Consider the following 19,826-nt stretch of genomic DNA (forward strand, 5'->3'; position numbering starts at 1 on the left):
GTCACCGCGGACGGCCGAGCACGGCCCCGCCGCCGGGCGCACTCCCCCCGCCCCGGCTTCCCTCCTCCGAGCCCCCGCCGGCGGCGGGCGCGGTCAGCGCGTCGGGCAGGACGACCGTGAACACCGCTCCTCCGCCGTCCCGGTCCTCCACCCCGGCGCCGCCCCCGTACCGCTCGGCGAGACGGCGGACCAGAGCCAGTCCGATGCCCCGGGGCCGGTGCGCCGGGGACTCCTTCCGCGTCCAGCCCTCGGTGAAGATCTCCTCGCGCCACCCGGCCGGAACCCCGGGACCGGTGTCGGCCACCTCCAGCACCACCGTGCGCCCCTCGGCGCGCAGCGACACCTCCACCCGGGCCCCGCGGGAGCCGCAGGCCGCGTCCAGCGCGTTGTCGACGAGGTTCCCCACCACCGTCACCAGGTCCCTGGGGTCCACCAGGCGGTCGGGCAGCAGGGTGTCCGGGGCCAGCCGCAGCTCCACCCCGCGCTCGGCCGCGACCGTCGCCTTGCCCACCAGCAGGGCGGCCAGCAGCGGATCGTGGACCCGCCCGGCCACCTGCTCGGCGGTGGCGCGGCGCACGCCCACGGCCCCGGCCAGGAACTCGGCCGCCTCCTCGTGCATTCCCAGCTCCAGCAGGCCCAGCAGGGCGTGGAGCCGGTTGGCGTGCTCGTGGTCCTGGGCGCGCAGGGCCTCCAGCAGCCCGCGGGTGCCGTCCAGCTCCCGTCCGAGCAGCTCCAGCTCGGTGCGGTCGCGGAGGGTGGCGACGGCGCCCCCGTCCGCGGTCGGCATCCGGTTGGCCACCAGCACCCGCCCGCCGCTGACGGCCAGCAGGTCGGGGCCGGTGACCTCACCGGACAGCACGTCGCGGACGCGCCCGGGCGGCAGGACCTCCTCCAGCGGCCGCCCGGTGTCCGCCGCGTCCAGTTCCAGCAGCCGCCGTGCCTCGTCGTTGGCCAGGCGGACCCGGCCGCGCCGGTCCAGCGCCACCACGCCCTCGCGGATGCCGTGCAGCATCGCCTCGCGCTCGGCGAGCAGGGCGGAGATGTCGGTGAAGGACAGGTCGTGGGTGCGGCTGCGCAGCCGCCGGGCGACGAGGTAGGCGGCCGCCGCCCCCGAGGCCAGGGCCCCGCTGGCGCACGCCAGCAGCACCGGCACCGAGTACAGCAGCCCGTCGCGCACGTTGCCGTAGGCGATCCCGACGGAGACCGCCCCGACGATCCGGCCGTCGCCGTCGCGCAGGGGGACCTTGCCGCGGGCGGAGCGGCCGAGCGTGCCCACGTCGATCTCCATGACCTCGCGGCCCGACAGCGCGGCGGAGGGATCGGTCGACACCCGCCGGCCCACCCGGTCCGGTTCGGGGTGGGACCAGCGCACCCCGCGCCGGTCCATGACCACCACGTACCCGGCGCCGGAGGCCCGGCGGATCCGCTCTGCGGCCGCCTGGACGGGGCCGCCGGGCGAGGGCGGGGCCGTCCGCACCCCCTCGGCGAAGCGGGGCTCGGCCGCGGTGGTGCGGGCGATGGCCAGGGCGCGGCGCATCGCCTGCTCGTCGAGCTCGTCGCTGAACAGCGCGAGGAACAGCCCGGTCGCCAGCGCGGTGACCCCGGTGACGATCGCCAGCTGGGCCAGCAGCACCTGCGAGAAGACGCGGCGCGGTCCCCTGATCCGCATATCCCGACCTCCCGGGTTCCGGCCGTCCGTTCCGCGCCAGGGTAAGCACCGCTGCCGCGCCGGGCCGGGCCCGGTTCCCGCCGGACCGGGCCCGGCCCGCCGCGCCGCCGGGGCCGTCACGCCGCGGCGCGGCCCCGGACCCGCCGCGCGAGGCGGCCGACCAGCGGCCACAGCACCACCAGGGCGGCCACGGCGTACAGCACGACCGCGGCCGGCTCGCTCCACAGCCCGCTCACCGCGCCGCCGCTGAGTTGGAGGGTGCGCCGCAGTTGCGCCTCGGCCAGCGGGCCGAGGATCACTCCGAGGATCAGCGGCAGCACCGGCAGCCCGAACCGCCGCATCGCGAACCCCAGCAGCCCCAGCACCAGCAGGACCACCAGGTCGACGGGCTGGAGGTTGACGGCGTAGGCGCCCAGCGCGGAGAAGAACAGGATGCCCGCGTACAGGTGGGGGCGCGGGACGCGCAGCAGCCTCGCCCACACCGGTGCCAGCGGCAGGTTCAGCACCAGCAGCAGCACGTTGCCGATGAACAGGCTCGCGATCAGCGCCCACACCAGGTCGCCCTCCCGCTCGAACAGCAGCGGGCCGGGCTGGATGCCGTACTGGGTGAAGGCGGCGAGCATGACCGCGCCGATGGCGTTGGCGGGCAGGCCCAGCGAGAGCATCGGCACGAAGGATCCCGCGGCCGCCCCCTTGTTGGTGGCCTCCGGACCGGCCACGCCCTCGATCGCCCCCCGCCCGAACTCGCCGCGGGGGCCGGCCAGCCGCTTCTCGGCGGCGTAGGACAGGACGGTGGGGATCTCGCCGCCGCCCGCGGGCAGCGCGCCCATGGGGAAGCCGATGGCCACGCCCCGCAGCCACGGCTTCCAGGAGCGCCGCACGTCCTCGCGGCTCATCCACGGCCTTCCCACCGGCACCGGCCTCACCGGCGTGCGCCGCAGGTGGGCGGCCACCCACAGGGCCTCGCCGACGGCGAAGACCGCGACGGCGACGACCACGATGTCGATGCCGTCCGCGAGCTGCGGCACGCCGAACGTCAGCCGCTGCTGGCCGGAGACGGAGTCGATGCCGACCAGGCCGATGGCCAGGCCCAGGGCCAGGGAGGAGAAGCCCCGTATCCGGGAGGAGCCGATGACGGCGGTCACCGTGGTCAGCGCCACCACCATGATCGCGAAGTAGGCGGGGGCGCCGAGCGTCACCGCGAAGTCCACCACCAGGGGGGCGAGGAAGACCAGCATGGCGGTGCCGATCGTGGAGGCCACGAAGGAGCCCACCACCGCCGTGGCCAGGGCCTGGGCGGCGAGCCCGCGCTTGGCCATGAGGTTGCCCTCGATCGCGGTGACCACCGACGCCGACTCGCCGGGCGTGTTGAGCAGGATCGAGGTGATCGCCCCGCCGAACATGCCGCCGTAGTAGATGCCGCCGAACATCACGAACGCGGCCGTGGGCTCCATGCCGAAGGTGACCGGCAGCAGCAGGGCCACGGCCATCGCCGGCCCGATGCCCGGCAGCACGCCCACCGCGGAGCCGACCAGCACGCCGACGAGGGCGTAGAGCAGGTTGACCGGGGACAGGACGGTCGCGAAACCGCCGAGGAGCGCTTCCAGCGTCTCCATCACAGGATTCCCTTCAGCACACCGGGCGGCAGGATGACGCCGAGCCCGTAGGCGAACGCGTAGAACGAGCCGACCGACAGGACGGCGGAGACCGCCGCGTCGCGCAGCGGGCGGCGACTGCCGAGCGCCCAGGCGGTGCCCCAGAACAGCAGGGCTCCCGAGATCGCCCAGCCCAGCGGTTCGATCAGGACCGCGTTGGCCAGGAAGAAGCCGACCACCAGCAGCACCGCGCGCCAGTCGGGCTTCGCGTCGGGGTCGACGTCCTCGCCGCCCTCGGCCTCGCCCCGGCCGCCGCGCAGCACGTCCGCGGTGAGCGCGGCGGCCAGCACCAGCAGGCCGGCCCCGACCGCGACGGGCACGGCCCTCGGCCCGATCGGGTCGGTGCCGGCGGCGGGCAGGCCGGGCATGGTCAGCGCGTCGAACAGCACCACCGCGCCGAGCAGGGCGAGCAGGGCGCACAGCAGGAGTTCGGCCCGGTTGGGCGTCCTCCCGTCCCCGCCGCCCCCCGGTGCCGAGGGGGGTCCGGCGGTTCCGGGCGCCGCCTCCGGCGCCCCGCCTGCCCCACCGGTCCCAGCCGTCCGCGTCATCTCCCGCGCCTCCGTCCTCTCGTCCGCCTGCGCCGTCCCCTCCGTCTCCCTCATCGGGCCAGCCCCAGCCTCTTGAGGGTCCGGGCGACCCTGGTGTTCTGGTCGGCCAGGAAGTCCTCGAACGCCTCGCCGTCCAGGAAGGCGTCGGACCAGCCGTTGCGCCGCACGGCGTCCTTCCACCCGGCGGATCCGCGCAGGGTGCGCAACGCCTCGACCAGCCGCTCCCGGCGCCTGTCCGGGAGGCCGGGGGCGGCGACCACCCCGCGCCAGTTGACGGCGGAGACCGGGGTCCCCGCCTCGGCCAGGGTGGGGGCGTCCACGCCCGCCACGGTGGTGGGGCCGGTGGTGGCCAGCACCCGGACGTCGCCGGTGGCGATCTGGTCGGCCATCTCGCCGATGCCCGTCGCCGCCACGTCGATCTTGCTGCCGAGCAGGGCGGTGAGCAGTTCGCCGCCGCCGTCGTAGCCGATGTAGCGGGTCCTGGTGGGGTCGATGCCGGCGGCCTCGGCGATCTGCATCGGCAGCAGGTGGTCAGGGCCTCCGGGGGAGGAGCCGCCGCCGACCGACAGCCCGCCGGGGTCGCGCCGCCAGGCCCGCAGGAAGTCGTCGAGGCTCTCCAGCCGGGAGTCCCTCGGCACGACGACGGCGCTGGGGTCCTCGATCAGCCGGGCCAGCGGCGTGGTGTCGGCCAGGCCGACCTCCGAGCGGTTGGTGAAGACCGCGCCGACGACGCCCAGGCCCATCATCATCAGCAGTCTGCCGTTGCCGCGGGCGTTGACCAGCCGGGACAGCCCGATGGTGCCGCCCGCCCCGGAGATGTTCATCACCTCCAGGCCGCGGGCCGCCTCCGACTCGGTCAGGGCCTTCCCGACGGTGCGGGCCGTGATGTCGTAGCCGCTGCCGGGACCGTTGCCGACGATCATGCGCAGACCGGTGAGCGGCCCGGACGAGCCCGTCCCGCTCTGCCGGGTCACCCCGCACCCGGTCGCCGCGGTCCACGCGGCGGGGACGAGCGCGGCCGCGGCTGCGGAGCGCAGCAGTGTGCGTCTGTCCACGGGAACCTCACTTCCGGAACGTCCGACGAAACGACGGGGTCCGCCAGACGCTGCCAGGAGGATGTGCTCCCGGTCACGGTTCGCAAAGCAGTGGTCGTTGAGTAACTTGTGGTCCGATGGAGCACAGGGTTCTGGTCGTCGACGACGACTTCATGGTCGCGCGGCTGCACGGCGTGTACGTCGACCGCACTCCCGGCTTCCGCACCGCGGGGGTGGCGCACGGGGCCGCGGAGGCGGTGCGGCAGGCCGCCCTCCTCTCCCCCGACCTGGTGCTGCTGGACCTGTACCTGCCCGACGGTCCGGGGCTGGAGGCGCTGCGCCGCATCCGCGAGGTGGCCCCGGAGGCGGACTTCCTGGTCGTCAGCGCCGCCAAGGACACCCAGACGGTGCGCCGGGCGCAGCGGGCGGGTGTGGTCAACTACCTGATCAAACCGTTCGAGCAGGCGGAGCTGCGGGCCCGGCTCGGCCACTGGCGGGCCACCCGGCTCGCCCTGGACGGCACCCGGAGCACCGACCAGTCCCAGGTGGACCGCCTCTTCCCGGTGCCGGGCCCGGGCCGTGCGGGAGGGCAGCGCGCGCACCGCGACGCGCTGCCCAAGGGGCTCAGCTCCCCCACCGCGTCGCTGGTGGAGGAGGCGCTGCGGTCGGCGGGACCGGAGGGGCTGTCGGCGAGCGAGTGCGCGGCCGGGACCGGCCTGTCCCGGGTCAGCGCCCGCCGCTACCTGGAGCACTTCACCGCCGCCGGCCGGGCCGGGGTCCATCTGCGGTACGGCACCACCGGGCGTCCCGAGCGGCGCTACACCTGGCACCCCTGAGCCCGGTGCCCCCTCAGGCCGTGCGGTGCCGGAAGAGCAGTGCGGCGGCGGCCACCGAGGCGGCGAGCAGGCCGGCGCACCAGGCCAGGGCCCACCAGGCCGCGTCCCCCGCGGGCTGGTCCAGGAGCAGGCCGCGCAGCGCCTCGATGACGTGGGTGGCCGGCTGGTTCTCGGCGAACCCGTGCATCCAGTCCGGCATGGTCTCCACGGGCACGAAGGCGCTGCTGGGGTAGGGCAGGAAGAGGACGAGGAAGGTGAAGCCGTTCGCGGCCTCGGCGGACCTCGCCAGCAGGCCGACCGCCGCCGACAGCCAGGAGAAGGCCAGGACGTAGGCGGCCAGGATTCCCACCGCGGCCACCCAGGCCGGACCGCCCGCCTGGGGGCGGAAGCCGATGAGGAAGGCGACCGCGAACACCACCGCGGTGGCGGCGGTGTTGCGCGCCATGCTCGCGGCGACGTGTCCGGCGAGGAGCGAGGTGCCGCTGACGTCCAGGGAGCGGAAGCGGTCGACGACGCCCTCGGTCATGTCGTTGCTGACGCCGACGGCGGTGCCGGCGGCGCCGAACCCGGCGCACAGCACCAGTACGCCGGGGACGACGTAGGTGACGTAGTCGGTGCCGGTGTCGATCGCCCCTCCGAAGAGGTAGACGAAGAGCAGCATCAGCATCACGGGCAGGATCAGCGAGGTCAGCAGCGCGTCGACGGTGCGGGCGGAGAGCCGCGCGCTGCGGGCGGCCAGGACCAGGGCGTCGGCCGGGCCGCGGCACGGGGGCCGGGGCGCTGCGGTGCGGGGCGCGGCGGCGGTCTCAGACACGGGCGGCCTCCTCGGCGGCGGGGGCGGCGGAGTGGCCGGTGAGGGCCAGGAACACGTCGTCGAGGGTGGCCTCGTGCACGGCGAACCGCTCCACCGCGTCGCGGTCCGGGTCCACCCCGTCCAGCAGCGCCCTCACGTGTGCCGCGCTCCCGTCGGTGGGCACCCCCAGGACGAGGCGCTCGGGGTCGCGGAGCACCGCGATGCCGTCGAGCCGGTCCGCCACCCGCGCGTACGCGGCGGGGCCGGCGAGCGTGAGGTCCAGGCGCCGCCCGGCGATCCGGCGCTTGAGTCCGGCCGGGGTGCCCTCGGCGACCACCCGGCCGCCGTCGAGGAGTGCGACGCGGTCGGCGAGCCGGTCGGCCTCCTCCAGGTACTGGGTGGTGAGGAAGACCGTCGTCCCGGTGCCGGCGAGGGAGGCGACGAACTCCCACAGGGCCCGCCTGCTGCGCGGGTCGAGCCCGGTGGTGGGCTCGTCGAGGAAGACCACCTCGGGGTCCGCGACGAGACCGGCCGCGATGTCGAGCCGGCGGCGCATCCCGCCGGAGTAGGTGCCGACCCGGCGGCGGGCGGCGGCGGTGAGGTCGAACCGCTCCAGCAGCTCCCCGGCGCGCTCGCGGGCCCGGCGCCGCGGCAGCCCGCCCAGCCGCCCCATCATGCGGAGGTTCTCCTCGCCGGTCTGCTCGGCGTCCAGGGCCGCGTACTGGCCGGTGAGGCTGATGCGGCGGCGGACCTCGCGCCGCTCGCGCACCGCGTCGAAGCCGGCCACGCGGACCCGTCCCGCGTCCGGGCGCGTCAGGGTGGCCAGGATGCGCACGGTCGTGGTCTTGCCCGCGCCGTTGGGCCCGAGCAGGGAGAACACGCTGCCGCGCGCCACGCTCAGGTCGACTCCGGCCAGGACCGGATCCCGCCCGTAGGACTTCTTCAGTCCGGTCGCCTCGACCGCCGGTTCGCCGGTCATCCCGACCACCCCCTCTGTGCTGCGTACCAGGTACGCGCTTCTGTGTATGCCATACGCTCTACTGCGTAAGGTATACACGGACCTAGGATGGCGGTCAACCCGAACCGAGGACCAGAAAGCGGCGGAGACGATGGCGAAGGACAGCGGCACCGGGCTGCCACCAGGGGTCGAAACCGCCTGGGGCCTGCGCGAACGCCCTGGGAAGGGCCCCAGGCCGGGGCTGAGCGTGGACCGGATCGTCGACGCCGCCGTCAAGATCGCCGACGCCGAGGGGCTGCCGGCGGTCTCCATGGGCCGGGTGGCCTCCGCCCTCGGCGTCTCGACGATGTCCCTGTACCGGTACGTGGCGTCCAAGGAGGAATTGCTGGTCCTGATGCAGGAGGCGGTCCTCGGGCAGCCTCCCGCGGAGGAGGCCGGCCCCGAGCCGGAGGACTGGCGGTCCGCGCTCGCCCGGTGGGCCCGAGCGATGCGGGAGGTGCTGTACCGCAACCTGTGGCTGCTGCGCCTCCCCGTCACCACCCCGCCCACCACACCCCGGGCGCTCGCCTGGATGGAGCGGGGACTGGGCTGCCTGCGGAGCACCGGCCTGGACGCGGGCGAGAAGCTCCAGGTCCTGCTGCTGGTCGACGGCTTCGTCAGGAACGAGGCGAGGCTGGCGGCCGACCTCGCCTCCGCCGCCCGGGCCGCGGACTCCACCGTCGAGGAGGCCATGGCCTCCTACTCCCGGCTCCTCGCCTCCCTGGTGGACCCGCGGCGCTTCCCGGAGGTCGGCGAGGTGCTGAAGACGGGGGCGATGAGCGACGGGGGCCCCGAGGACGCGGAGTTCGCCTTCGGCCTCGAACGCATCCTGGACGGCATCGAGGCCCTGGTGCGGGAGAGGAACGGCGCCGCGGAGCGCTGACGCACGGCGGCGTCCGCGGCCCGGACCGCGGACGCCGGTGCGGGCCGCCGGAGCGCGGCCCCCGCCCCGCCGTACGGTACGGCGGGGCGGGGGCCGCGCGCGGTGTCACCCCGTCCGGTGCTCCAGCCAGACGGCGGTGTCCGGCGGCAGCGTCCTCCCGTCGCACCCGCCGCCGGCCAGCAGGGGCCCGGCGGCCGCGGACGGCGGCAGGGGCAGCGGGGCGCCGGAGAGGTTCACCCGGCACTCCAGGGCGCCCTTGCGGAAGGCCAGCTCCCCTTCCGCGGAGGGCAGCCAGGCGAAGCTCTCGTCGCCGGCGAAGGAGCGGCGGAGCTTCAGGGCGGTGCGGTACAGCTCCAGGAAGGAGCCGGGCCGGCCGCTCTGGGCCTCCACCGAGTACTCGCCCCAGTCCTCCGGCTGCGGCAGCCAGCTGCCGCCCGGACCGAAGCCGTACGACGGACCGGAGCGCTCCCAGGGCAGCGGGACGCGGCAGCCGTCGCGGCCCTTGCGGGTGCGGCCGGTGCGCTCCCACATCGGGTCGCGCAGCGCCTCGCGCGGCAGGTCGGCCACCTCCGGCAGGCCCAGTTCCTCACCCTGGTAGAGGTAGGTGGTGCCCGGCAGCGCCAGGGTCAGCAGGGCGGCGGCACGGGCCCGGCGGCGGCCGAGTTCCGCGTCCGCGGCGGGCTCGCGGCCGTCCGCCATCAGCCAGGCGACCGTGTCGGCGCCGGCGGGCAGGGCGTAGCGGCTGGTGTGGCGCACCACGTCGTGGTTGGAGAGCACCCAGGTCGGCAGCGCGCCGACGGAACGCGCGCCCTCCAGGGAGGCGTCGATCACCCTGCGGAACGCGGCGGCGTCCCAGGGGCAGCGCAGGTAGGGGAAGTTGAAGGCCTGGTGGCACTCGTCGGGGCGGGTGTACAGCGGCAGCCGGGACTCGCTGACGCCCGCCTCGGCGACCGCGATGCGCGGCGGGTCGTACCCGTCCAGGATCCTGCGCCAGGCGCGGTGGATGTCGTGCACCTCGTCGCGGTCCCAGAAGGGGTGGTCGTGGCCCTCGGGCGGTGCGTTGAGGGGGGCGGAGTCCGCGCCGCGGGTGTCGCGCAGCGGCGGGGCGAGGTCCTTGCGCATGCCGTGCGCCACGTCGATGCGGAAGCCGTCGACGCCCAGGTCCAGCCAGAACCGCAGGACGCTTTCGAACTCGGCGGCGACCTCGGGGTTCTCCCAGTTCAGGTCGGGCTGTTCGGCGGCGAAGATGTGCATGTACCACTGGCCGTCCGGCACCCGGGTCCAGGCCGGGCCGCCGAACTTGGACTGCCAGTCGGAGGGCGGCTCGGCCCCGTCCGGCCCGCGGCCGTCCCGGAAGACGAACCGGTCGCGGACGGGCGAGCCGGGCGGGGAGGCCAGGGCCTCGGCGAACCAGGGGTGCTCGCTGGAGCAGTGGTTGGGGACGACGTCCACGATGACCTTCAGCCCGAGGGAGTGGGCCCGGTCCAGCAGGTCGCGGAAGTCCTCCAGGGTGCCGTGCCGGGGGTCGACGCCGCGGTAGTCGCTCACGTCGTAGCCGCCGTCGGCCCAGGGCGAGCGGTAGAAGGGGGTCAGCCACACGGCGTCCGCACCGAGTTCGGCGACATGGCCGAGGCGGTCCGCGGCTCCGCGCAGGTCGCCCATTCCGTCACCGTCGGAGTCGGCGAAGCTGGGCACGTATATCTGGTAGACGACCGACTCCCGCCACCAGTCGGAGCTGCCCGGGGACGTGCTCTGTATCACGGAGGTACCTCTCGCGCATTCGTACGACGGTCGGTCTTGACAGGCGCAACCGCGCCCCGCGTCAAGAAATGTCCCGGACACCAGCGTGCGGCATACGCCGCGTCCGGGATCCGGACACCCCGCCGCACCCCGGGGCGGGGATTCCTGATTCGCCCCCCGGACGGCGGGTAGCCGTGCTCGTACCGTCCGCATTCCTCCACGCAGCGGGAGCCAGATGAACGGAACGACGTCCGCGGCACAGCAGACCACCGGCGGGATCACCGGCTGGGCCACCGGCCTGATGGAGACGCTCGGCGCTCCCGGGGCGGGGCTGGCCATCGCCCTGGAGAACCTCTTCCCGCCCCTGCCGAGCGAGGTGATCCTGCCGCTGGCCGGGTTCACCGCCAGCCGCGGCGACATCAGCCTGTTCTCGGCGCTGCTGTGGACCACCCTCGGCTCGGTCGTCGGCGCCCTGGCCCTGTACTGGGTGGGCGCCCTGCTGGGGCGGGAGCGGACCCTGGCGGTCGCCTCCAGGGTACCGCTGCTCAAACCCGGGGACATCGAGAAGACGGAGGCGTGGTTCTCCCGGCACGGCACCAAGGCGGTCTTCTTCGGGCGGATGGTCCCGGTCTTCCGCAGCCTGGTCTCCGTCCCCGCGGGCGTCGAGCGGATGCCGGTGCGGACGTTCCTGACCCTCACCACGCTCGGCAGCCTGCTGTGGAACACCCTCTTCGTGCTCGCCGGCTACCTGCTGGGAGAGAACTGGGACTCCGTCTCGGGCTACGTCTCGATGTACTCCAAGGCCGTGGTGGCGATCATCCTCGTGGCGGTCGTGGGCTTCTTCGCCGTACGCCTGGTGAGGTCGCGCCGCGGCGAAGGGTAGGGACGGCCCCGGGGCCCGGGGCCCGGGGCTCAGGTGCGCCCCTCCCCTCCTGTGCCTCCTCCAGGACGGGCTGGGCCGCCATCCACCCGGCCCGCACCACGCGGAAGCCCGCCTCCTCGTAGGCGTCGCAGACCAGCGGGTCGTCGTCCACCACCAGGGCGACCGTGCGGTCCCGCGCCAGCGTGCGCAGCAGTTCGGGCTTGGTGACGCGGGCGGGGCGGCGGTCCCGGTCACCGCGCATCATCAGCCTCCCCTCCGGCAGGCCGTGCCGCTCCAGCCACTCCACGGTGTCGCGGCGGCACCGCTCGGGGCGGCCGGTCACGTACACCACCTCGTGCCCGGCGGCGCCGGCGAGCGCCAGGTCCACGCCTTCGGCCAGCGGCGGGTCGGCGGGGGCGGCGGCGAAGAAGGCGTCCCAGTCGCGGGGACGGGAGTCGAGGAAGTGCAGCCGGTGGCGGGTGTCGGCGAGGGTTCCGTCCAGGTCGAAGACCGCCAGGGGGCGGGGTTCCACAGGTCACCTCCGGGGCGGGGTGCGAGGCGGCACCGCGGGTGCGGCACCCTGCCATGGTCCCATCCGGGGCCGCCCCCGCCGCACGGCCGCGGTCACGTCCGGCGCAGCCCGTCCGCCCACCACCGCAGGGCCTCGGTCGCGGTGCCGGGCGGCACCTCGTGGCCGCCGCCGAACTCCCGGTAGGTCACCGCGTAGCCGCTCTGGGCCAGTTCGGGCACCAGGCGGCGGCTGCACTGCCCCACCGGCAGCACGGGGTCGGCCCGGCCGTGCGAGACGAAGATCCGGGGGCGCCCGTGGTGGACCATCGGCGCCATGAAACCGGGTGAGAAGGCGAGCACCGCGCCGAACAGGTCGCCGTTGGCCAGCCCGAGCGACAGCGCGTAGGAGGCGCCGTCGGAGAAGCCGGCCACCGCCACCCCCGCCGGGTCCACCGGGAAGCGCCGGAAGACGTCGTGGAGGGCGGCGTCCAGCCGGGCCACGTCCGGGCCGTAGCCCTCGCGGACGACGTCCCAGGTGCTGCCGGCCGCCTGGGGGGCCAGCAGCAGCAGTGACGCGGAGCCGGCCTGGGGCAGCAGCCAGGACAGGGCCTGCTCCGCCGTGCCCCCGGCTCCGTGGACCACCGTCACCAGCCGGTACGGCCGCCCGGCCGCGCGGTCCCCCGGCGCCGGCGGGACGCGCAGCAGCGCCTCGCCCGCCACCCGGTACGTGCCCGGCTCCCCCTCGCCGGCCGGGGAGGCCGACGGCCGGGCGGTGAGCCGCCCATGCCGCGCGTCCTCCGTGACGGCCGGGTGGGGCAGTCCGCGTTCCGGGCCCGCCCGCCGGGGGGCCGCGCCCGTCCCGGCCGCCTGCCGCGGTGTCCTGTCCACCGTGCGCTCCTCCCGTTCTCCGGTCGCGCCGCCGTTCCCGCCGCGGCGCCGTCCCTCAGCGGACGCCGAACCGCCGTCCGGCGCCCAGGACCGCGCCGGTCAGCAGCGCCGCGGTGGCCAGCCGCCGCGCGGCGGTGCGCCGCCGCCCGTGCCAGCCGCCGTGCACCGCCCCCTCGCCGGGGAGCGGGGCGAACAGGTTGCCCCCGGTGTCCGGACCCGGCTCGTGGCGGGAGAGGTGGGTGCGGTCGGCCTGGAAGGCCATCATCCGCTCGGCCGCGCCCGGCATCGTCCTCGCCTCCATGATCATCTGCCGTCCCGCCGGGCCGACGACCTTCTCCCGGCGCGGCGAACCGGCCAGCGCGACGACGGCGCGGGCGACGCGCTCGGGGGTGTAGACCGGCGGCATGGCCACCGGCCTGCGCCCGGTGTGGTTGGCCGCGTGGTCGAACAGCGGGGTGTCGATGGTGGCCGGGAGCACGGTGCACACCGCGACGCGCCGCAGCCCGTCCAGCCGCAGCTCCTGCCGGAGGCTGGTGCCCAGCGCCCGGACGGCCGCCTTGGACATGCCGTAGGCGTGGGTGTAGGGCTGGGGCAGGGCGGCGACGACGGACGAGACGTTGACCAGCGTGCCCCGCCCCTGCTCGCGCATCACCCCCAGGGCCGCGCGGGCGCCGTGGACGTATCCCATGACGTTGACCTCCAGCACCCTGCGGATCTCCTCCACCGGGGTGTCCAGGAAGGGCCCGAAGACGGTGACGGCGGCGTTGTTGACCCACACGTCGATCCGCCCGAAGCGCTCGACCGCCCGCCGGGCCAGCTCCTGGACGGCCCCGGCGTCGGTGACGTCGGTCGGCACCACCAGGGTCCGTGCGCCCCGGTGCCTCCCGCAGCGCTCCGCGGCCTCCTCCAGGGCCTCCTCGCGGCGGGCCGCCAGCACCACCGCGCAGCCCTTCCGGGCGAACGCCTCGGCCGTGGCGCGTCCGATACCGCTCGACGCGCCGGTCACCACCACCACAGAACCGCGTACCCGCATGCGCCGGCCTCCTCGTGTCCGTCCCGTCCTGCGCCGGTCACGCGCTCACCGCGCGTGCGGCCGGGCCCGGCGGGCCCGGCCCCGTCCGCTGCGGCGGGTCCGTCCCGCCGTCCGGCGCCGGTGTACCCGTGGGCGGGCCGGACATGCCCGGCCCGCCCACGGGTAGACACCCCCGCATGGCAGGAGAAAACGACACGAACCGCGACAGGGAGCACGAAGGAACCGGTTCCGGGGCGTCCCGCTGGGACGCGGACGGGGACCGGGTCCGCGAGATACGGGAGGAGGAGCGGCGGCGGAAGGAGTCCCGCCCCTTCGACTACCCCTACCCCGAGCGCCGGGCGAACGTACGGGCCCGGCGCCACATCAGCCGGGAGGAGGCGGACGCCGACATGCCGCCGGGCCTCTCCGGCAGCTACGGGACCACCGGAGGCGGGCAGCCGGCCGGCCCCGCCCACACCCCGCCGAGCAGGTCGGTCACCGAGGAGGACCCGGCCGGGACGGTCGACCGGGACGACGGGGAGGGCTCCGGCGGCACGGGCCGGTGACGCGTTTCGGGCACCGCGGCCGGGGCACGCGCGTCGCATGAGCCTCCCCCGCCCCATCGCCGACAGCACTCCGTCCCTCCTCGCCCGGGGGTACGGCTGGCTGCCGGACCGCATGCGCCGCGCCGCGGTCCCCCTGGTCCGCGCCCGGCTGCTGGGCCGCCGGGCCGTGGCCCTGCGCGGCCCGGACGCGGTGCGGTTCGTCTACGACGAGCGCAACGTGCGGCGGCACGGCGCCCTGCCCGAGCCCGTGAGGAGCACCCTGTTCGGGCACGGCGCGGTGCACACCCTGGACGGGGAGGCGCACCGCGTGCGCAAGGCGATGTTCCTGTCCCTGCTGACCTCGCGCGAGGGGATCGGCGACCTGGTCGGCCACGCCACCGGGGCGTGGGACGCGGCCGCCGCCCGGTGGGCCGGGCAGGGGCGCGTGGTGCTGTTCGACTCGGCGGCCGAGGTGCTCACCGAGGCGGTCTGCCGGTGGTCCGGCGTACCGCTTCCCGCTTCCGGGGCGGGGCCGCTCTCCCGGGACCTGGTGGCCATGGTCGACGGTTTCGCCACCGTGGGGCCGCGCCACTGGCGCGCCCGTGCGGCGCGCCGCCGCCGGGAGAGGTGGCTGGCCCGCCTGGTGGAGGAGGTCCGGGACGGATCGGCCGCCGTGCCGGAGGGTTCGGTGGTGGACGTGGTGGCGCGGCACCGCGACGCCGACGGCGAGCCGCTGGACTCCCGTACGGCCGCGGTGGAGATCCTCAACGTCCTGCGGCCCACCGTCGCGGTCTGCTGGTTCGTCGCCTTCGCGGCCCACGCGCTGCACCGGTGGCCGGAGCACCGGGACCGCCTGGTCGAGGAGGCCCGCCGGGAGGACCGGGAGACCGGGGGCGCGTACGCCGAGGCGTTCGTCCACGAGGTGCGCCGCTTCTACCCGTTCGCGCCGTTCATCGGCGGCCTGGCGGTGCGGGACCTGTCGTGGCGGGGCCGCCCGATCCCCGCCGGAGCGCTCGTCCTGCTCGACATCCACGGGCAGAACCACGACGCCGGGCTGTGGGACGAGCCCTACTCCTTCGTCCCGGAACGGTTCCTCGACCGGCCGGTGGAGCGCGACGAGCTGATCCCCCAGGGCGGCGGCGACCCGGCGGCCGGCCACCGCTGCCCCGGTGAGGACGTCACGATCGCCCTGCTCCGGGCCCTGTCGGTGCGGTTGGCGCGGCTGGCGTACGAGGTCCCCGAGCAGGATCTGCGCATTCCGCTGCGGCGCGTCCCCACCCGCCCGCGCAGCGGCTTCGCCGTCACGGACGTGCGCCCGCACGGCGGCTGACGGCGAGCCCTCCGGGCTTTCACGCTCACCACCCGTCGCCGCCGCGGGCCGCCCCGCGCCCGCCCGCCTCCCCGGTCCCGTCGGCGGGCCGCACGTCGAACCCGCCGCGGCCGTCGACGCGCACCTCCCACACCGCGTCGAACCCGTCGGACCGGCCCGGTCTGCGCAGCCGCCTCAGGGTGTCGAAGAACCCCGCCTCGGGCACCCGCTCCCGGCCCTGCCGGGCGGCGTTGCGGGCCAGGGCGCCCGGTACGTCCGGCGGGAACCAGTAGGCCACCACCCGCGCCCCGTGGGCGCGTCCGGCTGCGATCAGCGGCGCCCACTCCAGGGGCGAGGGGTTGGTGTTGTCGACGACGACCGAGCTCCCCCGCTCCAGCGCCTCGGCCACCATCCGCAGCTGGCGGCCCTGCTTGTTCCGGGCCGAGCGCGGGAAGAGGTCCTTGCTGACCACGACGGAGTCCCGGGGGAACGCACGGGCGCGGAAGGTGGTCTTGCCCGCCCCCTGCAGGCCCACCAGTACGGCGAGCACCGGAGGGGAGCCCCCGGGGCCGGGCCCCGGGGGCTCCCCTCCGGACGGCGGCCCGGACGGCGTCACGGCACCCCGCCGCGCCGGGCTCCGGCGTACCGCGCCGTGCCGCCGGCCACCGCCTCAGCCCTCGGCCTTCTGCTGGGTCAGGCTCCAGGCGTACTGCAGCCAGTCGGAGGCGGTGACCGTGGTCAGGCACGAGGCGACCAGGCGGGTGGCGCGCGGCGCCGTGGCGTAGCCCATGGTGAGACCGGTGGCGATCCACATCCCGACGCAGAAGGGGCAGGCCAGCAGTTCGCCCACGGAGCGGTGCACCCCGTGGCCGCGCGGTTCGTCCATGACCTCCGCCCCGCCGATGCTCCCGGCGCGCCGGGTGAAGGGGGCCCGCAGGAAGCTGGTGACCTTGTCCTTGGTCAGCAGGCGGGAGCTGCGGTAGGTCGCCACTCCCATCAGCAGCAGGTCCAGTGGCGGCACCCGCTCGGGCAGCGGCCGCCCGGAGGCCCTCATCCGCCAGGCGAACAGGCCGACGCCGCTCGCGTAGACGCTCGCCAGCACGGTCAGTCCGCGCAGGGAGACCTCTCCCTCCTCGGCGTACCCGTCGGCGCCGGTGACCCGGCCCACCGTCTCGGCGGCCTGGTCCATCGCACCACTCATCCGTCTCCTCCTCGTCACCGGCTGTGGGTGTGCCGCTCCGCCGGTCCGCTCAGGGCCTGGGGTTGACGCGCCGCCATCGGGGGCGCGCGTCGGCCCCTCTGCGTCCCGCCACCGAGGCGCACCGCGGGCACAGGCGCTGGACCCGGTCGGCCGCACCACCCGACTCCGGTATGACGTCGGTCCACTCCACGTGCGGGAAGCGGCCGAGCCGCGACCTGCTGAGGGACAGGCCGCACACGGTCTGGTTGGTGCCCTGTTCCCAGGCGTGCACCTCTCCCGCGGGCAGGCGGACGTTGTCCTCCTCGTCGGTCCACCGGCCCGAGGCCGCCACTGCATAGCGTTTGCGTACTGGCACGGATGACGGGTTTCCCGCTGCGGCCCCCTCCACACCCTCCCCGCGGTGCCCGGAGTGGTGGGCGGGTGGCGCGGCGCTTCCCCGGTGCGATCCGCTCACGCCCTGCCGCAGGCTCCGCGGCGCCGGGCCGGGACCCGGCCCGCCCCCGGTAGGCACGCGGCGCCCCGGCGGGGGCGGCGGCCGCCCGGTGCGCCCCGTCCGCCGGACGCCGGGCGCCTCACTCCCCTGCGGCCGGGGAGTCCGCGCGGCGCTGGAGCTTGCCGCCCGTACGGAATGCGTGGATGCCGTGGCCCCGCTCCTCCGCGGTCCGCACCACCTCCTCCCAGCCCAGCGACCGGCCGCCCACCGCGAGCAGGGGGCCGGTGGCGCGGGCGCCGATCAGTCCGGCCAGCAGCTCCACGGCGCGGCCGCTGAGCGCTCCCTCGTCCGCGGGGACGGCTCTGCCGGACACGCCGGTCACCCGCCGGCCGGCCAGGTCGACGTCCCCCGTCTCCAGCGAGAGCAGGTCCAGGACCTTCAGCTCGCACTCCCACAGCAGCAGCCACAGCGCCCGGTGGGCCAGGGGGACGGAGTCGTCGCCGAGCAGCTCCTCGAGCCGTTCGGCCGTGATGCGGTCGTCCGTGAGCGTCATGGCCCGGCAGTATTCCGGGGGAGGGCGGCGGAGGATAGGGGTAGGAGCAATCCTTCACGTGAAAGGCCGCCGGCCGCCGCGCACCGCCGGGGAGGACGGTGCGCGGCGGGCTCGGCGGCCCGGGGGGCGGTTTCCCGTCAGCAGCTCAGGTTGCTGCCCGGGGTGGTGCCCAGGATCTGCACGAACCGCTGGTAGTTGTTGATGCGGCTCTGCACCTGGGCGGGGTTGCGCCCGCCGCACTCCAGGGAGCCGTTGATGCTGCGGATGGTCTCGCCGAAGCCGTGTCCGTTCACCATCGCGTTGTGCGGGGTCATGGTGCCCGGACCGCTCTGGGTGTTCCAGTACCACAGGGCGGTCTTCCAGGCGACGGCCGCGTCCCGCTCCACCAGGTACGGGTTGCGGAGCAGGTCGATGCCCAGGGCGTCGCCCGCGGCCTTGTAGTTGAAGTTCCAGCTGAGCTGGATCGGACCGCGCCCGTAGTAGGCGGCCCGGCCCGCGGGGCAGCCGTAGGGCTGGCTGTCGTCGCAGTAGTGGGGGTAGTTGGCGGTGTTCTGCTCCACGATGTGGACCAGGCCGCCGGTCTCGTGGGAGACGTTGGCGAGGAAGGCGGCGGCCTCCCGCTTCCTGACGGTGTCGCTGCCGGTGGTGGCGAAGGCGGGGTAGGCGCTCAGGGCGGCCTTCAGGCCCTGGTAGGTGTAGAAGGAGTTCCGGTTCGGGAACATCTGGTTGAACTGCGCTTCGCTGACCACGAAGCCCGAGGGGGACGGGTCCGTGGGCGGGGTCGTGCCGCCGCAGGCGCCCTGGTCGGCCCAGACGCCGGTGTTCCCGGGGGGCGCCTCGTTCTGGGTCCACCACTTGGCGGACCAGTTGCGGCCGTTGTGGGAGACGGTGTCCCCGCCCCAGTAGGCCGTCGAGGAGTTCCAGGCCGGGGCGCAGTCGGCCGCCGAGGCGGAGGTCGCGGGCAGGGCGACCGCCAGGGCACCGGCGAGCGCGGAGGCGGCGACGCCCGCCAGCAGACGCTTTCGTAGCACCTGAACGTCCCTTCGCATGGGGGGATGGGTCGCCACCACTCAAGCGTGTTGGTATGTACCAGTCAAGGTATAGACCAAAGGTGTTCCGGATTCGAGCGGCCGGTGGCCGATCCGCCGCCCGTGGGGCACGGACGCCCCCGAGGGCTTCGGACACCCGGGGACAGCACGGGGCACACGGGACGCCGGGGCATGCGGACCATGGGACGATATGAGGAACGCTCACCCGACTTTCATTCACCGTGAAGGTCGTTCACCGTGATCGTATGGCTTACGGCTTCACCCGAATGCCGCCCTTCCGGCAGGTTTCCGGCTCGTTGTTGTGGACGTGACTCCACCACATCCGCTTTCCGCATCAGCGCCCCGCCGCGCCGGACGGGGCTGCCATGGGTGACCCGGGCCAGTACTACGATCCCTACGGCATGGCGCCGGGCGGCCCCCAGAACGGGTACCGGCCCGCCGGCGGCCACCCGGAGTTCGTCCCGGCCCCCGCGCCGGAGCAGGGTCACCCCGCCGTGCCGGACGTGGACCTCCTGGACCCCTCCTGGGACTTCGAGGCCGAACTGGCCAAGCTGCTCCGCGACTCCGGCCGGCTCCACGACCCGGCCGGGCAGCACGCCCCGCACCAGCCCCAGGAGCCGTCCGCGCCGCAGCCCGAGGGCAGGGCGGACGACGCCACCTGGGTGCTGCGCCGCTTCGACCCCTCCGACGAGGGAGCGCCGGCGGACGGTTCCGGCGAGCCCGCCCCGGCCCGCTCGCCGACGCGGCAGAGGTCCGACCGCCGCCACCGCCGCAGGCGCCGCACCCCGCACCGCTCCGAGGTGTCCTGGCTGCACATGTTCAGCTTCGCGATCGCGGCGCTGACGGCCGGCATCGTGGCGATGGTCAGCGTGCTCGGCGGCCTGGTCTCCTACGACCCGCTGCGCCAGGTCGCCGGGCCCGGGGTCCCCTCGGACCTGGCCCGGTGGTGGCCCCTGCTGATCTACGGCCCCTGGCTCGCCGGCTCGCTGTCGATCCTGCGCGCCACCGTGCTGCGCCGCCGGGTGCGGCACTCCTGGGCCGTGGTGATCGCCTTCTCGACCGTCGCGGTGGCCCTGTGCGTGGCGGAGGCCCCCAGGACCCTGGCCGGGATCGCGGCCGCCGGCCTCCCCCCGATCACCGCCCTGGCCTGCTTCCACCAGCTCGTCGGGCAGATCACCCTCACCCAGCCCCGGCACGCGCTGCCCCGCCGCCCCGCCCCCCTGCCGCAGCAGCGCGGTCCGCTCCCCCGAAAGCGGACCGCGCGCCGTCCGGAGGGGCGCGGCTGACCGCCCCGCCGTCCGCCGCGCGG

Annotated in this window: 20 protein-coding genes and 1 pseudogene; 6 read left to right on the forward strand and 15 right to left on the reverse strand. The window is 75.6% G+C overall.

The annotated features are described in order from the left end of the window. Position 1 precedes the first annotated feature (1 nt). From ACFSJS_RS15065 to ACFSJS_RS15080, 4 genes are all read right to left on the reverse strand, one after another. Positions 2–1,669, reverse strand: a complete 1,668-nt coding sequence (locus ACFSJS_RS15065; protein ID WP_380900470.1) for an ATP-binding protein — start codon at positions 1,667–1,669, stop codon at positions 2–4. A gap of 116 nt (positions 1,670–1,785) precedes the next feature. Beyond that, positions 1,786–3,285, reverse strand: coding sequence for a tripartite tricarboxylate transporter permease (locus tag ACFSJS_RS15070; protein ID WP_380900472.1), 1,500 nt, complete (start codon positions 3,283–3,285; stop codon positions 1,786–1,788). Beyond that, positions 3,285–3,872, reverse strand: a complete 588-nt coding sequence (locus tag ACFSJS_RS15075; protein ID WP_380900474.1) for a tripartite tricarboxylate transporter TctB family protein — start codon at positions 3,870–3,872, stop codon at positions 3,285–3,287. The genes ACFSJS_RS15070 and ACFSJS_RS15075 overlap by 1 nt, the downstream gene beginning before the upstream one ends. A gap of 50 nt (positions 3,873–3,922) precedes the next feature. Further along, the gene (locus ACFSJS_RS15080; protein WP_380900476.1) at positions 3,923–4,927 is read right to left on the reverse strand and encodes a tripartite tricarboxylate transporter substrate binding protein; all 1,005 of its coding nucleotides are present in this window, start codon (positions 4,925–4,927) and stop codon (positions 3,923–3,925) included. Positions 4,928–5,043: 116 nt separating this feature from the next. Here ACFSJS_RS15080 and ACFSJS_RS15085 point away from each other — a divergent pair, with 116 nt between their 5' ends. Continuing rightward, a complete protein-coding gene (locus ACFSJS_RS15085) occupies positions 5,044–5,742 on the forward strand; it encodes a response regulator (protein ID WP_380900478.1) in 699 nt (232 codons plus the stop codon). A gap of 13 nt (positions 5,743–5,755) precedes the next feature. Here ACFSJS_RS15085 and ACFSJS_RS15090 read toward each other — a convergent pair whose 3' ends face one another. Next, positions 5,756–6,556: an ABC transporter permease gene (locus tag ACFSJS_RS15090; RefSeq protein ID WP_380900480.1), complete on the reverse strand. Its 801-nt coding sequence runs from the start codon at positions 6,554–6,556 to the stop codon at positions 5,756–5,758. Next, on the reverse strand, positions 6,549–7,514 hold the full coding sequence (locus ACFSJS_RS15095) for an ATP-binding cassette domain-containing protein (RefSeq protein WP_380900482.1): 966 nt from the start codon (positions 7,512–7,514) through the stop codon (positions 6,549–6,551). The genes ACFSJS_RS15090 and ACFSJS_RS15095 overlap by 8 nt, the downstream gene beginning before the upstream one ends. Positions 7,515–7,644: 130 nt before the next feature. Here ACFSJS_RS15095 and ACFSJS_RS15100 point away from each other — a divergent pair, with 130 nt between their 5' ends. Next, positions 7,645–8,415, forward strand: a complete 771-nt coding sequence (locus ACFSJS_RS15100) for a TetR/AcrR family transcriptional regulator (protein WP_380900484.1) — start codon at positions 7,645–7,647, stop codon at positions 8,413–8,415. A gap of 105 nt (positions 8,416–8,520) precedes the next feature. Here the strand turns inward: ACFSJS_RS15100 and ACFSJS_RS15105 are convergent, their stop codons facing one another. Next, on the reverse strand, positions 8,521–10,176 hold the full coding sequence (locus ACFSJS_RS15105) for a glycoside hydrolase family 13 protein (RefSeq protein WP_380900486.1): 1,656 nt from the start codon (positions 10,174–10,176) through the stop codon (positions 8,521–8,523). 214 nt (positions 10,177–10,390) lie between these two features. Here ACFSJS_RS15105 and ACFSJS_RS15110 point away from each other — a divergent pair, with 214 nt between their 5' ends. Next, positions 10,391–11,038: a DedA family protein gene (locus ACFSJS_RS15110; RefSeq protein ID WP_380900488.1), complete on the forward strand. Its 648-nt coding sequence runs from the start codon at positions 10,391–10,393 to the stop codon at positions 11,036–11,038. Positions 11,039–11,075: 37 nt separating this feature from the next. On the opposite strand, the pseudogene ACFSJS_RS15115 reads toward ACFSJS_RS15110, so the two are convergent. The 3 genes and pseudogenes from ACFSJS_RS15115 to ACFSJS_RS15125 form a co-directional block, all read right to left on the reverse strand. Beyond that, positions 11,076–11,549 (reverse strand): annotated as a pseudogene (locus tag ACFSJS_RS15115) (phosphatase domain-containing protein); the annotation flags it as partial. A gap of 92 nt (positions 11,550–11,641) precedes the next feature. Then, positions 11,642–12,415: an alpha/beta hydrolase gene (locus tag ACFSJS_RS15120; protein ID WP_380900490.1), complete on the reverse strand. Its 774-nt coding sequence runs from the start codon at positions 12,413–12,415 to the stop codon at positions 11,642–11,644. A 55-nt stretch (positions 12,416–12,470) separates the two neighbouring features. Then, complete coding sequence (locus tag ACFSJS_RS15125; RefSeq protein ID WP_380900492.1) at positions 12,471–13,448, reverse strand: SDR family oxidoreductase; 978 nt, start codon at positions 13,446–13,448, stop codon at positions 12,471–12,473. Positions 13,449–13,624: 176 nt separating this feature from the next. On the opposite strand from ACFSJS_RS15125, the gene ACFSJS_RS15130 reads away from it, so the two are divergent. After that, the gene (locus ACFSJS_RS15130; protein WP_380900494.1) at positions 13,625–13,993 is read left to right on the forward strand and encodes a hypothetical protein; all 369 of its coding nucleotides are present in this window, start codon (positions 13,625–13,627) and stop codon (positions 13,991–13,993) included. A 37-nt stretch (positions 13,994–14,030) separates the two neighbouring features. Further along, positions 14,031–15,302, forward strand: coding sequence for a cytochrome P450 (locus ACFSJS_RS15135; protein ID WP_380900496.1), 1,272 nt, complete (start codon positions 14,031–14,033; stop codon positions 15,300–15,302). 25 nt (positions 15,303–15,327) lie between these two features. Here the strand turns inward: ACFSJS_RS15135 and ACFSJS_RS15140 are convergent, their stop codons facing one another. The 5 genes from ACFSJS_RS15140 to ACFSJS_RS15160 all read right to left on the reverse strand — a co-directional run bounded on the left by ACFSJS_RS15140 (position 15,328) and on the right by ACFSJS_RS15160 (position 18,517). After that, positions 15,328–15,831 (reverse strand): AAA family ATPase, encoded by a 504-nt coding sequence (locus ACFSJS_RS15140; RefSeq protein ID WP_380900498.1) that lies wholly within the window; start codon positions 15,829–15,831, stop codon positions 15,328–15,330. A gap of 120 nt (positions 15,832–15,951) precedes the next feature. Then, on the reverse strand, positions 15,952–16,482 hold the full coding sequence (locus tag ACFSJS_RS15145) for a DUF1360 domain-containing protein (RefSeq protein ID WP_380900500.1): 531 nt from the start codon (positions 16,480–16,482) through the stop codon (positions 15,952–15,954). 49 nt (positions 16,483–16,531) lie between these two features. Next, a complete protein-coding gene (locus ACFSJS_RS15150; protein WP_380900502.1) occupies positions 16,532–16,837 on the reverse strand; it encodes a hypothetical protein in 306 nt (101 codons plus the stop codon). 217 nt (positions 16,838–17,054) lie between these two features. Next, entirely contained in the window at positions 17,055–17,468 is a 414-nt protein-coding gene (locus ACFSJS_RS15155; RefSeq protein WP_380900504.1) for a hypothetical protein, read from the reverse strand. A gap of 137 nt (positions 17,469–17,605) precedes the next feature. After that, positions 17,606–18,517: a glycoside hydrolase family 19 protein gene (locus ACFSJS_RS15160; protein ID WP_380900506.1), complete on the reverse strand. Its 912-nt coding sequence runs from the start codon at positions 18,515–18,517 to the stop codon at positions 17,606–17,608. 365 nt (positions 18,518–18,882) lie between these two features. Here ACFSJS_RS15160 and ACFSJS_RS15165 point away from each other — a divergent pair, with 365 nt between their 5' ends. Further along, positions 18,883–19,803 (forward strand): DUF2637 domain-containing protein, encoded by a 921-nt coding sequence (locus tag ACFSJS_RS15165; RefSeq protein WP_380900508.1) that lies wholly within the window; start codon positions 18,883–18,885, stop codon positions 19,801–19,803. The last annotated feature ends 23 nt before the right edge of the window (positions 19,804–19,826 follow it).

The sequence above is a fragment of the Streptomyces desertarenae genome (assembly GCF_042681365.1).
Taxonomy (GTDB): Bacteria; Actinomycetota; Actinomycetes; order Streptomycetales; family Streptomycetaceae; genus Streptomyces; species Streptomyces desertarenae.